Raw genomic sequence first — 16,371 nt, forward strand, 5'->3', positions numbered from 1 at the left:
GCTTCCTCCTTATTTTATATAGCCATGTGCACTAAAATCCCGCAGCAGGATGGTTTGAATATCTTTAGCATCAGTTACCAATATGTAATGCACCCCAAATTTTGCACAAAGTGAAGCTAATTCTTTATTATGTTCCGTTACTCTTTTTTTGTATAAGTTTAAAATATGTTGATTCATGCTTACATTTACAGTCGATTGATCTTCGCTGTCTAATAGCTCTATATCACCATGATAAGCAGGAGTTATTTCTGCTTCACTTAACAGTTGAATAAACCAAACATTATAGTGACCAGTGTTTACGCGTTGAAAAAATTCGCTCCATTTTTCAATCGGTTCTAATCCATCTGTAATGAAAATAGTAAGTTGTTGTTTTTTAGCCATCGCATTTCGTGCTGATTCAATAAAACTTGCCGTAGCACTTTCCTCTTGTATATCCATTATTTCATAAAAGGTTCTTTTGCTATGCACGGCCCCTTTTTTGTAAAAGGAGCTTTGAGGAGAAGACAGGGTCGAAAAAAATAAACGATCTTCGTTAGCTAACGTTATAAAACTTAAGCTTGCTGCCAACTGTTTTGCCAGCTCCCATTTTGAGGCGATCGCTTTCATCGACAATGTTGCATCTAAAAAAATGCTGATCAGCACTTCCTTCTCATCCATAAATCGTTTTATATACGCTTTATTGGTGCGGCCATACACATTCCAGTCAATTTGCCTTATATCATCACCCGGCTGATATTTCTTATAATCGGAAAATTCCAAAGAGGATCCGATTGCAGATGACTTTCTTCTGCCGTTTTGCATCCCTCTTTTTTTGTTTTGCAGCTGCAAACTTTTTCTTTGCAGTCTGCTTAATAATTGTTGATAATTGTTCATCTGCTTTTTCCTGCATGCAAACTGATTATGTTTTGCAATATATCCTCGATTACGTCATCAGTAGAAATTCCGGCAATCTCTCCTTCAAAGTTCAAAAGGATGCGATGTCTTAAAACTGGAACTGCTGCATAACGGATATCTGCTAAAGAAACATGTAAGCGACCCAAAGATAGTGCTCTTGCTTTTGCCATTAAAACCATACTTTGCAAGCCTCGAGGTCCGCTGCCATATTGAATGTATTTTTTACCTAATTCAGTTGCATCTTCTGAGTCAGGATGTGTGGCAGAAAGAATCGCAACTGCAATATTTAGCATGTGGTCTGCAAACAAAACCTGTTTTGCTAATCTTTGAAGGGTAAGCACTTGTTCCAGATTGGCCATTCTTTTTAAAGGTACTTGTTCCATATTGGTCGTTTTTAAGATAATTTCTTTCAACTCTGCTTTTGTCGGATATTTCACTTCCAGTTTACATAAAAACCGATCAAGTTGTGCTTCTGGCAATGGGTACGTACCTTCCATATCAATTGGGTTTTGTGTCGCTAAAACAAAAAAAGGAGGGTCTAACTTTTTCGTATTCCCCATGATCGTAACGGTTTTTTCTGCCATCGCCTCAAGTAAGGCACTTTGTGTTTTCGGAGTTGCACGATTTATTTCATCTGCTAATACAATATGATTAAATAATGGTCCTTCATGAAACTGAAACTGCTGTTTTCCCGTTTCATCAGGCTGCAATAGCATCGTTCCTGTAATATCCGCAGGCATTAAATCAGGCGTAAATTGAATTCTTGCAAAGCTTAGATCAAGCACTTCCGAAATAGTCCGGATAAGCATTGTTTTCCCTAAGCCAGGCAGCCCTTCTAATAATACATGTCCACCCGCAATAATACTCCATAATACTTCATCAATCATTTTGTCTTGCCCTACGATAAATTGTTTAATTTCCAACTTGATATTTTCTATTAACGCTTGTGCTTGCTTATAATCTTGTTCTACCATCTCTTTTTCTATCATACTATCCCTACTTTTCATTTGGATTAATGGTGCTAAAATAATTTTTTACTATTCCTTCAAGATCAGACGGGAGCTTATATCTGTCTGTACTTTCGCGATAGGATTGCTCATAATCAGCATACACTTGGTCATATGGCTGCACATTTCCTTTTAACACTGGACCATTCCCTTCAGATAATTCCCCTTGTTTCCCATTGCCTAATACTCCTGTATCTGTTTCTTGATTTTGTTTCCCTTTCACTTTATCCGGAATCGACAACAATTCTCTTGATCCAGTTCCAAAACTAGCACCTGAGCCGCCTGCACCGATTCCTGAACCTGAACCACTAGCCGATCCACTCCCGTTTCCGTTTCCATTTCCATTTCCATTGCCTGACCCGTTGCCACTTCCTGAACCATTTCCATTGCCAGAACCTTTCCCGTTTTCTGAGCCATTTCCATTATTCCCATTTGGATTAGATGGATTATTTCTTCCGGCTCCATTATTGGCGTTCGGATTCGTGTTGTTTTGTGCAGTTTGATTCGTGTTGGACGATGGATTTGTATTGGCTGCCGTGTTTGTATTTGTGTTCGGAGTAGTAATTCCGTTTGCGGTACTTTGCTGCTGCAAATAATGGTTCAAACTAGCTAGTTCATTTTGCGCGGAAGCTAATTCCTGAAGCTTGCTTTCTGACTGCAGCATATCTTCCATTTGCTTCATCATTTGTTTAAGCTGTTCTTCTGTTAGTTTCCGATCATACCCGGACAGTTGATTTAAGGCATTTTTCTGCTCTGCCGTTAATGATTTATACTGCCTGTTCGCGTCTTTCCATTCTTTTTCTAGAAGTTTTGCATTTTTTTGGGCAAGCGCTTCTGCCAAAGAATTTAAGCCGCTATCTTTGAGCTGTTTTTCTGTGTTTTCTAGTGCGGTTTTTTTATTAATTTCTTTATTGCTTTTTAATTGGAGCTTTTTCGTTTCCTTTTCAATCGAATGCAAGGCTTTTTTTACGGTATCTGATTTATTTAACTCTTTATCGATTTTTTTTAACGTATCAGCAATGTTTTTATTTGGTTCTTTTGTGATTTTTTTATCTAGCTCTTTTTTCGTTTTTGCAATTACTTTTATTTCTTTTTCCTTTTCCTTTCCAAATTGAAAGGCAGACGACGGGAATTGCAGTAAAACAGCATAGGAAGCAAAACACAAAAAAGCAAGGATCATTAATTTTGGATAAAAGTAATTCTTTTTTCTTTGAAAAACTTGAAACTGCTTTATTTTCATTTCCTGCAATGCTTGCTGCACTACTACTTGTTCCTTTGCACCATTACTATGCAAATAATGAAAGGCAGTGATCGCATAATCTTCCGCTACATACTCATTAAATAAAGCAACAGCTTGTTTGCTAGTAGGATATTTCATCCATAAGCGAATGATAAAAACAAGGAGAATAACGCCACAGCATGCAAAAATGTACCAGTAAATAAACGGAATAACGAATATATTTGCTAAAAGATAACCGAATAAGAGGACACCTCCTGCTTCTAAAAGCAGGAAGTGCAGTTCTTTTGCTAATAATTCCATCAATAACGAACGTTTTATCGGTTTTAATAAAGATAAAAATTGCTTTTCATTATCCATTTTCATTCCTCACTTTATTATCCCTTTTTCATATTCGGTCTAAGTTTACGGATGCTAATCGTAAGCGATGCAATGATTATGACTGAATAAGAAATAACATACGCTACCCACATCGGAAAATCTATCCCTGATTGCCCCTTTATTTCAGCAAGCAGCTCTGGTTGAAACATTCCGCCTAAAATAACACCTGGATTTAACATCGCGATAAAATAAAAATACGGAGAATCAACTTGATGTCCTTGGGCATTTATCATCGCCAGCTGATACAATATTAAAGCTATTACAGCAGTTCCACCTGCAAGAAACAGAACAGAACTGTAAGTGGTTACCATCGAAACAATCGTTTTTCTTATTAAAGTAGAAAATAGGACGCCTAAACTCCCGATGGCAATCATCGTAAACAAAAAGAACATAAATGTATAAAAAATTTGTGTAGGAGAAACGCCTCCATATAAAAACACCAAACTATACAAAGGCAAACTAGCAAATAATAAGAGAACTAAATAAGAAAGGGAAGACAATAGTTTTCCTATCACAATTCCGATGCTGCTTTGTGTTGTCGTAAGAAGTATATTTAACGTTTGCCTTTCCCTTTCACTGCTAATAACTCCCCCTGTTAACCCTGGAGTAATAAACAATATCAGGCATAGTTGGATAAAAGAAAATAACATAAACATATCACGGCTGTTTTCAGGTTTAAAAAACCCATTTGTATTCGAAAGCATTCCTATATACATATAACCGATTAAAAGAATGCTTAGTGCAAGCAAATAAAAGAGCAAGCCAAGAAAGCTCTTTCCTGAACGAAACCGTAATTTAATCTCTTTATTTAACACAGGATTCATAAAAAAGGACTTCAAGAAAATTCAACCTCCTTTGTTATTTCCATAAAGATATCTTCTAAATTCGTTTCCGCTTGAGAAAAACTAACGATAGGAATATCTAGTAACATTGCCTTTTTTAGGAGCTGCATTTGCTCTTCGTCACTGCCTTTATATAAAAATTGAACGGTTTTATTGTCGCCAATACGTTCTACTTTAGATACTTGAAAATTTTCTTCTAAAAAATGTATCGTTTTTTCGACATCTAACGTGATGACCGTAATTAGTTTTTCACTTTGAAGCTGCTGTTGAATATCAGAAACTGCTCCTTGTGCTACCATGACGCCTTGATCTAAAATCCCGATCACATCACACATTTCCGCTAATTCAGGCAGTATATGAGAAGAAATCATAATCGTTTTTCCCATCTTTTTTAACTCTTTTAATATTTCTCTCATTTCAACACGAGCTCTAGGATCTAATCCGGATGCAGGTTCATCCAAAATAAGAACGGCTGGATCATGAATAAGACTGCGTGCTAAACAAAGACGCTGCTTCATTCCTCTTGAAAGTAAATCAACATATTCTCCTCTTTTATGAGATAAATTCACTAATTCTAACAGCTGAGGGATTAATTTTTGACGCTCTACCGCACTGATGCCATAGCTTGCTCCATAAAAATCCAAATATTCCTCTGCTTTTAATTGATCATATACACCAAAAAAATCCGGCATATATCCAAGTTGTTTGCGTACTTCTTTTGGCTCCTCGATAATGTTAAAGCCATTTATATAGGCAGTGCCAGAAGTTGGGGCCAATAAGGTAGACAACATAGAAAATGTCGTTGATTTGCCTGCTCCATTTTGTCCAACAAAACCAAATACTGTTCCTTTGTCTATCGTTAAATTTAAAGGGTGCAACGCAGTAAACTTTCCGTAATTTTTGGAAAGATCATGAATCTCTATCATTCTTTTACCTCTCCTTTTAGCTTAATAGGCGGCATTGATACGTAAGGATCTCCACTCGACATCTTTTTAATCCGAATCATAATCGAACCTTTAACTGATATATACTGACCAACTTTCTCTTTATTCGCAATAAACGAACCGTTTATGCCTTCATATTTTTTTGTTTCGTTATTATAAATCGTAAATTCAGCTCCTGCTGCTCTTTGCCCTTGAATGTCCAATGACTGAAAAGACATTTTATTCAGATCAAAAGAATTCGGAACTTGGAGATTATATGCGTATTCACCCGTTTCTACCAATAAATCATGGATAACTGATTTGCTATATATCGCACCTTTCATAATGGTAATTTTTTTATCAAGGTTTTGCTCTGTAAAAGTAAATTTGCCTGAAAAATGATTACCCAATGAAATAGGTTGCATAATGATGCTTGTTTTGTTCTTTTTCACCTGATCATCTACTAGATTAACAGAGATAATTTCATCCTCTGTTATCCCATAAATAATCGGTTTACTTCCTTCGTTCATTTCTATCCATTGATTTTGTGCAACAGCATTTTCAAGTACTTTCGCACGAAATTCCGTTAAATCTTTACCTTTATAGCTTCCAAGATAATATCCATGAGAATTTTGATCAATTGGTGCAGAAAAGTATGGTTCATTTTTTGCTGCATTAATATTTTTTGTTTCTCCTGCTTTTAAACTGCCGATTTTAATTTTGTCTTTTCCAGACCAAATATAAACAGCGGAAAAATTATACGGGAAATTATTTTTAATCGTTCCTGTTATTGTTTTTTCTGCACTATTTAAGTTTGGTTCAAATCCGCCTTTTAATTGCTTTATAGCGTTTCCAACCATTGTTCGATTAGACCAATATTCAACATCAGTAAAATGTATTTCACTCATTTGTCGTTTTTCTGTTGTTACCGATTCTTTTTTATAGTTGGAATAACCTGCAAAAGGAATTGGCGTATATTCAGAACTTTTAAAGTCAAGCGTATAATCTCCAGCATTTTTACTTAATAAAGTGGTAGCATAATATCCTGTTAAATAATTATTTTCATATTTAAACATCCCCATTTCATTAAATTGAGAAGATTTAATGCGATCCTTTGCTCCAACGATAAACAAACCTGCTGACAGCAAAATAGCAATACTAGGTATAATCCACCAAGCATATTCTCTTTTATCTTTTTTCTTTAAAACAAAATACAGCACTGGAACAACCACAATCAAATAACTAAGCAAAATGCCAATGATCAACAAAATTGAAAAGTTCGAGCTTTTAAAATACTCATTTGATTCAAAAAAAGAATAGTATAAATCACTCCAAAAACCACTTGAGTATTGCTGACTATTTAACGTTTGCGTATTTTGCGAAAACAACAACTGTTCAAACCAATTGGCATACATATCCGAAGTCAGCAAATTAGGATCATGAAGTGAAAAAGCAGTTTGGATGATCAAGCCATTTCCAACCTTTTTTTTCGCAATAATTGGTGTATTTTTACTTTTGGAAATCACTTCACTTCCATCAGTAAGGGTTGTTTCATATGAAGAAATAGAAAAATCTTTTACATTTCCATTGTTGCCACTATGTATAGCAGTGCTTGAAATAGTCGTTTCTTTGCTGGCTTTTAATGGCAGCAAAGAATGAAGATCACCATAATCTTGTTCACTATTAGGCTTACTGCCCGTAATCAATATTCCGCCTTTTACTATCCAATCATGTATAGACTTTTGCTGTAATTCACTTAATTCTGACAGAGAAAAGTCGTCAGCTAATAAGTAATTAATCGCTTCTAAACCAATGGAGCTGTCTGGCATCTTTTCTTTTGTCAGTTCTACGGTTTTAACAGAATTACTGGGCAAATCCCGCAAGCTTTTGTATTGATCGTATTGTTCACTTAAAATTCCGAGTGTATAGTCTGTAATAAAATTCGCTTTTATATTTTTTACACCAGTAAAACTCGCTTGGACACCGTCCTGCCAATTCCCTTTATACAATCGGATCGCATTGTTGCTATTTTCTGTATTTAAACCAGAAAGAGAAATGGTATAAGTTTTTTGACTATTGGCAGGTACATCAATTGCTAATACTTTGCTTCCTCCCATCTCATATGATGGAGAATTCGGTAATAATAAATCCCCTTTAAACGCTTTTCCCGTATTTTCAACTGTAATTGTAAGCGGGTAGCCTTTTCCTTCTCCTATTTTTCCGTCAAAACCTGCTTCTGTCGTAATTTTTAAATCACTTGCTATTTTTTTTGCAAAAGCCTCTCTTTCTGTAACGGAAAATAATAACCAAATTAACACTAAAACGATGATTGCCTTTTTTGAGGTCTTCAACATTCATCCTCCATTCCATATAATAATCGGTAAATTTTTTTCAACCACTTAATAAACGATCGTAAGTGTCGATTCCCCTACACTTTTTTTCATTTTTTTGTAGATTTTTTTATTAACTGGTATTTTTACACTCTGTTTAACCTTATTGTAAATAATCATAATATTCAACTAAAAAAAGGAATTTATATAGAATAGATTTTTTGTATCGAAATGAGCATACTAAAAAAGCTGATTACATTTTGTAATCAGCTTTTTCTTTATTCTTCGGCTTCTTCCACTAAATTAGAAAATAAACCGTACACATATTTTTCTGGATCAAATGGTTGTAAATCGTCCATCTTTTCTCCTAAACCAACTAATTTAACAGGAATATTTAATTCATTGCGGATAGCTAAAACGATGCCGCCTTTTGCTGTCCCATCTAATTTCGTTAACACAATTCCACTAACATTAGTTGCCTCTTTAAATGTTTTTGCCTGCACTAACGCATTTTGTCCCGTTGTTGCATCCAATACTAATAGTACCTCATGGGGTGCTCCTGGAATTTCTCTCTCAATCACTTTTTTCACTTTTGCCAATTCATTCATTAAATTCACTTTATTTTGCAAGCGGCCGGCCGTATCACATAAAAGAATATCTGCATTACGAGACTTCGCAGCATGCACGGCATCATACATTACCGCGGCAGGATCAGATCCTGCTACTTGCTTTATTACGTCAACGCCTACACGTTCTCCCCAAACTTCCAGCTGCTCAATTGCTCCAGCTCGGAATGTATCTCCTGCAGCTAATAATACCTTTTTTCCTTCTGACTGATAATAATGAGCTAATTTTCCAATGGTAGTCGTTTTCCCAACGCCATTAACGCCAACAAAAAGAATAACGGTCAATCCATTCTCTTGCACATTTATTGTCGAAGAAGAATCATCTCCATTTTCATAAATTGCAATTAGCTTCTCAGAAATAACGGCCTGTACTTCTTTTGGATCTTGAATATTTCTTCGTTTTACTTCTTTTTTTAATTCATCAATTAACTCCATAACGGTGTCAAATCCAACATCGGCACCAATTAAAATTTCTTCCAACTCTTCGAAGAAATCTTCATCGACTTTTCGATATCGTGAAACAAGATCATTTACTTTTTCTGAAAAATTATTTCTTGTTTTAGACAATCCTTCTTTAAACTTTTCTGATACCGCAGTTGTTTGCTGGGTCATTTTTTCTTTTAATTTTTTAAAAAAGCTCATATATTTCCCTTCTTTCATTAGAGAAGCGCAGGCGCTGGAGCTAGACACTCATCTAAGTTAAAAATTTTATACTTCTTATCTTTTGGCTCTGTTAAACTTGCCTGTTGTTGATTTCCGTTCCAGGCGTTCGCTTTCCGCGGGCGGTCCGGGAGCCTCCTCGGCGCTGTGCGCCTGTGGGGTCTCCCTCTGACTCGCTTTTCCCGCAGGAGTCTCACGCCTTCCACTCCAATCAACATAGTGCCAAAATCAACAATTAGCTTTATTAACATAGCCAATCATTTAAGAACTGCGTAAGCCGCCTTGTTTGATTAATTAGCTACAAGGCTGTCCATTTCGCTTAACTTTACCGATACTAATTTGGAAACACCAGATTCCTGCATGGTGACACCATAAAGAACATCTGCTCCTTCCATTGTGCCTTTTCGATGGGTGATAACAATGAACTGGGTTTCACTGCTATATGATTTTAAGTACGAACTGAATCGAAATACATTCGCTTCATCTAATGCCGCTTCTACTTCATCTAAAATACAAAATGGCACCGGGCGCACCTTTAAAATCGAAAATAATAGGGCAATGGCTGTTAATGCTCTTTCACCGCCAGATAAAAGCCCAAGGTTTTGCAGTTTCTTCCCAGGGGGCTGTGCCACAATTTCAACTCCAGTATTTAATAGATCATCAGGATTCGTTAAGCGTAAATCTGCACGTCCTCCACCAAATAACGCTTGAAAGACCGGTTCGAAATGAGTCTTTATTCCTGTAAATGTTTGTTCAAATCTTTTTTTCATTTCAGTGTCCATTTCATCAATCACTTGGAATAAAGTATCTTTGGCATTTTCTAAATCTGTTTTTTGCTCGATTAAAAAGTTATAACGCTCTGAAATTCGTTCATACTCTTCAATCGCTCCTAAATTGACCGTGCCCATTTCTTCAATTGCCAATTTTATTAGCTTTACTTGTTTGCGTGCGTCTTCCACTTGTATCGTCATTGGATACTCTGCTTTTGCTCCTTCAAATGTCATCATATATTCTTCCTGAAGGTTTGAAAGTCTTGTGTCAAGCTCCACGTCTGTCCGGTTCAGCCTGATTTCTTCATCATTTAATGCTTGAACCATTCCGCGATGAATCCGGCGATGTTCCTTAATATCCAGCTCTAAATCTTCTTCTGTCATTTGTAGTTGCAGACGTTCTTCCCGTCTTTGCGAAATAAGCTTCGTTGTTTCCTTTTTTTCTTTTAGCTTTTGTGCCGCTTCATTCTCTAAATATTCTTCTCCCGAATGGCTTGATGTCATCTCGGATGAAAGCAGCTCTAAATCTTCTTTTACATTCGTCCAGTTTTCTTCCTTCTCTTTTAATTCTATTGTTAGTATGGAAAGCTTTTCTTCCGCATGGGTTAACTGCTGTTTTTTGCTTGCATATTGAACGCGCAATTCTCCCATTTCATGGACAACCGTTTCTTTCGATAAGCTTTGTTTATTTTTTTTATCTGTTAAAACTGTTATGTCATGATCCAAGTCCGATATCTTTTGCTTTTGTGTTTCTAATGATTGTTTTAACTCCTGTTGTCTGTTTTGCAATGTTTGATTTTCTTGAACAAAATCAGCTTTATTACGATCATACAAAGATAATTTTTCATTCATTGTTCTTTCTTCGAACTCTATTTCTTTTAAATTATCTTTACATAATTGCAATTGAAAACGAAGATCCTCTGCATGGTCTTGAATTTTTTCTAAACTGGATGCCTCTGTATGCAACGTGCCTTTCCCTTTTTTTAGTTGATCCTCTAATTTAAGGGATGTTTTTTCCATTTCAAAAATCTTCGCCTTTAAATCTTCTAACTCCCCTTTACGTGTTAGAATCGACGCAGTCTTTTGTTTTATGGCACCACCTGTCATGGAACCGCCTGGATTGACAATTTCCCCTTCTAACGTTACAAAGCGGGATCGATAGTTCAAAAGCTTTGCCATCTCATTGGCACCTTTTAAATCTTTTGTAATAATAACATTCCCTAATAAATTGTGCATAATATCATGGTAGGGAGAATCATAACGAATAAGATTTGCTGCAATGCCAATAAAAGCAGGGTGATTTTGAATAAGTCGAAGCTGGGAATCAGCTAATGTTTTCCCTTTAATAACATTCATTGGCAAAAAAGTTGCCCGTCCAAATGCATGCTTCTTTAAATAAGCAATAGCCTCGCGTCCATTTTGTTCTGTTTCGACAACAAGATGCTGCATGCTTCCACCAAGAGCAATTTCCATGCTTACACTGTATTTTTTTGGGACATGCATTAATTCAGCAACCGCTCCATGAATGCCATTTAACGACTTTCCTCTTGCTTTTAATACTTCTTTTACACCTTGGAAAAAACCGGCATAATCATCTTCTAAATCCTCTAGCATTTCTTTACGCGACTTTGCCTGCTGAATAAATTGATACGACTGATACAGCGACTTTTCCAATTTTTGCAGTTTGTTTACCAAATCCTCAACTGCTGCTTGTTTCACTGCCAACGATTCATTAATCGTTTCAAGTTCATCGGCAAGCTGAGTTGATTTCTGGATCATTTCCTGCTTTTTTTCAAGTATTTGTTGTCTTTCATTTGTATGTTTTGCATTATCCGCTTCCAGCTGCGTTGTTCGTCGATCTTGATTTTCTAACTGTTGATTTATATAGTTTATTTCATTATTTGCCGCAGCCTGCTCATTTAATAGCTCTATATAATCACTTTTTAACGTTTCAATCTTTTCTTCTAAATTTTCATTTAACAGCTGCAAATCTTGTTCATTTTTCTTTAAACACGCCTCTATCTGTTGTGCTTCTGATTGCAGCTGTTTAACTGCCTGTTGCTGCTTGCTTATTTCAACTGTTACATCCTTTATTCTTGCTTCTAGCTCTTGTTTATTTTTTTCCAACTGCTCTCGGTTCTGGGCAGCATTTTTTTTTCTTTCTTTTAAAACTTCTTTTTTTCCTTCTAATTTCTCCAACTCTTCACTTACTGCTAGCAGTACTTGCTGAAGATTGTCTATTGATTCATCTAATGCAGAAAGATAGTTTTTCGTTTCTTCCATCTTTGCTTCTTTTCCTTGTAAAAGGGAAGATAGCTTTAATTCTTCTGCTTTATAATTGGTTACCTGTTTAGAGATTTGTTCGTATTTTTTATGAGCTTCCTCAATATCATAAACCATTAATGCTACTTCAATTTGTTCTAGGTTTTCTTTTTGCTCTAAATAGTCTTTTGCTATCGAGCTTTGAATTTTTAATGGTTCTACTTGCCCTTCTAATTCAAAAAGAATATCATGGACACGATTTAAATTTTCTTGTGTTTCAACAAGTTTGCTTTCGGCCTTCTTTTTTCTTGTTTTATATTTTAATACACCTGCCGCTTCTTCAAAAATGGATCGGCGTTCTTCTGCTTTACTGTTTAAGATTTCTTCCACTTTCCCTTGACTGATAATGGAAAACGCTTCTCTTCCTAAACCAGAATCCATAAATAAATCGATAATATCTTTTAATCGGCAATTTTGTTTATTAATAAGGAATTCACTTTCTCCTGAACGATAAACTCTTCTTGTTACACTCACTTCATGAAAATCCAGCGGCAGAAAATTATCGTCGTTTTCTAATGTTAAAGTAACCTCTGCAAAGTTTACAGCATTTCTTGTATCACTTCCTGCAAAAATAACATCCTCCATTTTACTGCCACGAAGAGATTTAGCTGATTGTTCCCCTAGAACCCAGCGAATCGCATCGGTTATGTTACTTTTTCCACTCCCGTTCGGACCGACTACTGCTGTTACTCCTGGGACAAAATCGACAGAAATTCGATCTGCAAAAGATTTAAATCCAATCACATCTAACCGTTTTAAAAACATCTTCCTCACCCCCGGTTCTTCTATATGAGGTTATTCAAAAAGTCCGGGAAGCCTAACCGTCGAATCTATACATTACTTCCGCACCTCGACCTTTTCCGCTTTTATTATCCCCCTTTTTGAACACTCACTAATTGTTTTTTCCTGATGTTTTGTATGGTGAATAAGAATTACTGTTGTTTATCTTTCTCTGTTCTATATGTTTGCATATTGTTTGCTACATTTGTTTTAATAGGACTTTCCGTTTTTAGCATCGACAAAGCCATTTGAGCAGCGTGTTGTTCTGCTTCTTTTTTGGAACGTCCACTCCCTGTACCCAGTTCTTTACTGTTTAAGAACACTTGAGAAACAAATTCTCTATTATGTGCTGGCCCCTTTTCTGATAGTATTCGGTATTCTAACGTTCCAAAAGCGTCTCTTTGTATATATTCTTGCAGCTGGCTTTTAAAATCCATCACATGAGAAAAAGCACCGGCATTTATTTTCGGAAATATTACTTTTTCTAGAAAATTTACAACTACCTCAATTCCTTGATCTAAATAAAGGGAACCAATAAATGCTTCAAAAACATCAGCAAGTAAAGCAGGTCTTGTTCTGCCTCCGGTCATTTCTTCCCCTTTTCCTAACAGCACAAAACTGCCAAATGATAATTCGTTTGCAAAGGTAACGAGAGAAGGTTCACATACAATAGCCGCTCGTAATTTCGTTAATTCTCCTTCGCTCATCATTGGATATTTTTTAAAAAGGAATTGTGAAACAGTCAGTTCTAACACTGCATCCCCTAGAAATTCAAGTCTTTCGTTATCTTCATGCGGCTTTCTACGATGCTCATTCACATATGATGAATGGGTAAAAGCTTGTTTTAACAGTTTTTCATTATTAAATGGAATACCAATTTGTTGTTGTAACTCTTTTATTTTTTTATCGTTTGGACGAATCATTCTTTTTTCTTTTCCGTTGCCTCGCATTTTGCCTCCACCTTAGCCCTAAGTTTACATATCCATTTTAAGTTTAAGTAAAATAGATAAAAAACGCAAAGAAACTTGGAAAGTTTTTTCTTTCCAAGTGTCTACCATCTCTCTGACAAAGGATACATATCCCTTTTGCGACAGTCTCAACACTACACTGAAAGCTCCGCTATAAACGGAGCTCTCAGGCTGTCGACAAACGCTCGCTTTCTTCGTTGTTCGCCTTACTCAGATGCTCATTACCAAACCACGGTAATTCCGCTCCTCCTAAGGCTTCACGCCTCGAAAGACAAACGTTTTCAATCAGCCTGAAGTTCCTGCAAAAATGAGTCTGTCAATACTCTTAAAGCTCCGCTATAAACGGAGCTTTAAAGTTTGCGACTTATCGATTACTTATGTAATTAACAGCATCACCTACTGTAGCAATCTTTTCAGCGTCGTCGTCAGAGATCTCCATATCGAACTCATCTTCTAATTCCATAACAAGTTCTACTACATCTAGAGAGTCTGCACCTAAATCATCTTTAAATGAAGCCTCAAGTGTTACTTCTGATTCTTCTACACCAAGACGATCAACAACGATTTTTGTTACACGTTCTAATACATCTGCCATTTTCTTTTCACCTCCTCTCAAATGCATTATAGAGTATTTTACTCAAATAATAAATGCTCTTTTTTACCGTTTACTTAAAAATAATAAGAAAAGTGTAGGCACCTTGCTAAGCCCCGAAGAAAAATGTTCATTTGACTCGAAAGTGTTTTTTACATTTAGAGGCATAGGGTTATTTTTCACAGGGGCTAGGTGCTGAAGCTAGACATCCATCAAACTTCAAAAATTATGCATTCTTATCTTCTAAAATACTCTTTTATCTGCATGCTTACATATACATACCACCATCTATATGCAATGTCTGGCCAGTCATATAACTGCTTTCATCAGATGCTAAGAAAACAACTGCATTAGCAATATCCTCCGGCTTTCCGAATGCTCCTAATGGAATTTGGCTTAGCATGGCTTCTTTTACATCATCTGTTAATTTATCTGTCATATCAGTTGTAATAAATCCTGGTGCAATCGCATTAACGGTAATATTTCTTTGTGCCAGCTCTTTTGCAGTTGTTTTTGTAAAGCCAATTACACCTGCTTTAGCGGCAACATAGTTTGCTTGACCAGGATTGCCTGTCACACCAACTATCGATGTGATATTAATAATACGACCTTTTCTTTGCTTCATCATCGGGCGTGTAACAGCTTTTGTGCAAAGAAATACGCCTTTCAGATTCGTATTAATAACATCATCCCATTCTGATTCCTTCATACGCATTAATAAATTATCTTTTGTGATGCCAGCATTATTCACTAAAATATCAATCGCGCCAAAAGCATCCAGCGTTTGTTTGATCATATCTGCTACTGCATCACCATTTGATACATCACATTGAATAGCAATAGCTTCTCTGCCTAAGTTTTTTATTTCTTGAACGACTTCGTTCGCACGATCTACACTTCCAGCAAAGTTTACGGCAATGTTTGCTCCTTGTTTTGCAAGCTCTAGTGCAATGGACTTTCCTATGCCTCTTGAAGCACCTGTTACTAAAGCTGTTTTCCCTGCTAATTTCATGGTTAATTCTCCCCCTTTAATGCATCTGCAACTGATTTACTCGTTTCTTCATCATAAATTGAGAAAATTTGTGCTTTCCGATTTATTTTTTTCACTAATCCTGCCAATACTTTACCTGGGCCGATTTCAATAAAGGTATCTACCCCTAATTCCATCATCTTGTTAACAGAATCTTCCCATAAGACCGAGGAATATAATTGTTCGATTAAAAGCTGCTGAATCGTTTCCTTGTTTTCAACCGGAGCAGCCGTTACATTTGCAAAAACCGGCACTTTTGCATCGTTCATATTAACATCATCTAAAATCTTAGAAAATTTAACTGCTGCAGGCTTCATTAATTCCGAATGAAACGGTCCGCTCACTTCTAAAGGAATTGCTCGTTTAGCACCAGCTTCTTTTGCCTTTTCACATGCAAGTTCGATTCCTTTTGCTGTACCAGAAATAACAATTTGTCCTGGGCAATTTAAATTTGCCAGCTGCACTGCATTTCCTTCATTTGTAACAGCTTCCGTTACTTCTGTAAGAATGTTTCTGTCTAAACCTAATATAGCAGCCATTGCACCTTGACCTGAAGGTACCGCTTCTTGCATATATTCACCGCGTTTGCGAACTGCATAAACAGCATCTTCAAATGCTAATACACCACTTGCTACAAGCGCAGAGTACTCTCCTAAACTATGTCCAGCAACATAGTCTGCTTCTATGCCAAATTGTTTAAAATGTTCTAATAAAGCAATACTTGTTGTTAATAGTGCTGGCTGTGTATTATATGTTAATGTTAATTCTTCTTTAGGCCCTTCAAAAATCAGCTTGCTTAATGGAAAACCAAGCTTTTCATCTGCTGTTTTATAAAGGGATGCAGCTTTAGCAAAATTCTCTGCTAATTCTTTTCCCATCCCTACTGTTTGGGAACCTTGACCTGGAAAAACAAACGCAATTTTACCCATAAAAAAAATCATCCTTTCATAAATATGCAAACTATAGACAATTTACCACCTTTTTTGTTGCTCACGGTCAAAAGAAAACT

At 36.2% G+C, this 16,371-nt stretch carries 12 protein-coding genes; all 12 read right to left on the reverse strand.

The genetic code is table 11. The features are described 5' to 3' along the window. Positions 1-9 precede the first annotated feature (9 nt). Complete coding sequence (locus ACTXGU_RS10330) at positions 10-873, reverse strand: DUF58 domain-containing protein (protein WP_443481437.1); 864 nt, start codon at positions 871-873, stop codon at positions 10-12. Beyond that, entirely contained in the window at positions 870-1,883 is a 1,014-nt protein-coding gene (locus ACTXGU_RS10335; RefSeq protein ID WP_443481438.1) for an AAA family ATPase, read from the reverse strand. The genes ACTXGU_RS10330 and ACTXGU_RS10335 overlap by 4 nt, the downstream gene beginning before the upstream one ends. Positions 1,884-1,890: 7 nt before the next feature. After that, positions 1,891-3,498 carry a hypothetical protein gene (locus ACTXGU_RS10340; RefSeq protein WP_443481439.1) on the reverse strand — a complete coding sequence of 536 codons (1,608 nt, stop codon included), beginning with the start codon at positions 3,496-3,498 and terminating at the stop codon, positions 1,891-1,893. Between the two features lie 17 nt (positions 3,499-3,515). Further along, positions 3,516-4,358, reverse strand: coding sequence for an ABC transporter permease (locus ACTXGU_RS10345; RefSeq protein ID WP_443481440.1), 843 nt, complete (start codon positions 4,356-4,358; stop codon positions 3,516-3,518). Next, positions 4,355-5,287 (reverse strand): ATP-binding cassette domain-containing protein, encoded by a 933-nt coding sequence (locus ACTXGU_RS10350; RefSeq protein WP_443481441.1) that lies wholly within the window; start codon positions 5,285-5,287, stop codon positions 4,355-4,357. The genes ACTXGU_RS10345 and ACTXGU_RS10350 overlap by 4 nt, the downstream gene beginning before the upstream one ends. After that, on the reverse strand, positions 5,284-7,638 hold the full coding sequence (locus ACTXGU_RS10355; protein ID WP_443481442.1) for a DUF7408 domain-containing protein: 2,355 nt from the start codon (positions 7,636-7,638) through the stop codon (positions 5,284-5,286). Before ACTXGU_RS10355 ends, ACTXGU_RS10350 begins: the two co-directional genes overlap by 4 nt. Positions 7,639-7,892: 254 nt before the next feature. Then, the gene (gene ftsY, locus ACTXGU_RS10360) at positions 7,893-8,882 is read right to left on the reverse strand and encodes a signal recognition particle-docking protein FtsY (protein ID WP_443481443.1); all 990 of its coding nucleotides are present in this window, start codon (positions 8,880-8,882) and stop codon (positions 7,893-7,895) included. Positions 8,883-9,190: 308 nt separating this feature from the next. Continuing rightward, positions 9,191-12,757 (reverse strand): chromosome segregation protein SMC, encoded by a 3,567-nt coding sequence (smc, locus tag ACTXGU_RS10365; protein WP_443481444.1) that lies wholly within the window; start codon positions 12,755-12,757, stop codon positions 9,191-9,193. Between the two features lie 167 nt (positions 12,758-12,924). Further along, a complete protein-coding gene (rnc, locus tag ACTXGU_RS10370; RefSeq protein WP_443481445.1) occupies positions 12,925-13,722 on the reverse strand; it encodes a ribonuclease III in 798 nt (265 codons plus the stop codon). Positions 13,723-14,104: 382 nt separating this feature from the next. After that, positions 14,105-14,335 carry an acyl carrier protein gene (locus ACTXGU_RS10375; RefSeq protein WP_101175522.1) on the reverse strand — a complete coding sequence of 77 codons (231 nt, stop codon included), beginning with the start codon at positions 14,333-14,335 and terminating at the stop codon, positions 14,105-14,107. A 265-nt stretch (positions 14,336-14,600) separates the two neighbouring features. After that, on the reverse strand, positions 14,601-15,344 hold the full coding sequence (gene fabG, locus ACTXGU_RS10380) for a 3-oxoacyl-[acyl-carrier-protein] reductase (RefSeq protein ID WP_443481446.1): 744 nt from the start codon (positions 15,342-15,344) through the stop codon (positions 14,601-14,603). 2 nt (positions 15,345-15,346) lie between these two features. Then, positions 15,347-16,291 carry an ACP S-malonyltransferase gene (gene fabD / locus ACTXGU_RS10385; RefSeq protein WP_443481447.1) on the reverse strand — a complete coding sequence of 315 codons (945 nt, stop codon included), beginning with the start codon at positions 16,289-16,291 and terminating at the stop codon, positions 15,347-15,349. Positions 16,292-16,371: the final 80 nt, after the last annotated feature.

The organism is Niallia sp. 01092, assembly GCF_052318935.1.
Classification (GTDB): Bacteria; Bacillota; Bacilli; order Bacillales; family Cytobacillaceae; genus Niallia.

Bases quoted from the DNA above. Each gene is read 5' to 3' on its own strand.
- ACTXGU_RS10355 (WP_443481442.1), bottom strand. From the start codon at position 7,638: ATGTTGAAGACCTCAAAAAAGGCAATCATCGTTTTAGTGTTAATTTGG.
- ACTXGU_RS10350 (WP_443481441.1), bottom strand. From the start codon at position 5,287: ATGATAGAGATTCATGATCTTTCCAAAAATTACGGAAAGTTTACTGCG.
- rnc (WP_443481445.1), bottom strand. From the start codon at position 13,722: ATGCGAGGCAACGGAAAAGAAAAAAGAATGATTCGTCCAAACGATAAA.
- fabG (WP_443481446.1), bottom strand. From the start codon at position 15,344: ATGAAATTAGCAGGGAAAACAGCTTTAGTAACAGGTGCTTCAAGAGGC.
- ftsY (WP_443481443.1), bottom strand. From the start codon at position 8,882: ATGAGCTTTTTTAAAAAATTAAAAGAAAAAATGACCCAGCAAACAACT.
- ACTXGU_RS10330 (WP_443481437.1), bottom strand. From the start codon at position 873: ATGAACAATTATCAACAATTATTAAGCAGACTGCAAAGAAAAAGTTTG.
- ACTXGU_RS10340 (WP_443481439.1), bottom strand. From the start codon at position 3,498: ATGGATAATGAAAAGCAATTTTTATCTTTATTAAAACCGATAAAACGT.
- ACTXGU_RS10375 (WP_101175522.1), bottom strand. From the start codon at position 14,335: ATGGCAGATGTATTAGAACGTGTAACAAAAATCGTTGTTGATCGTCTT.
- fabD (WP_443481447.1), bottom strand. From the start codon at position 16,291: ATGGGTAAAATTGCGTTTGTTTTTCCAGGTCAAGGTTCCCAAACAGTA.
- smc (WP_443481444.1), bottom strand. From the start codon at position 12,757: ATGTTTTTAAAACGGTTAGATGTGATTGGATTTAAATCTTTTGCAGAT.
- ACTXGU_RS10335 (WP_443481438.1), bottom strand. From the start codon at position 1,883: ATGATAGAAAAAGAGATGGTAGAACAAGATTATAAGCAAGCACAAGCG.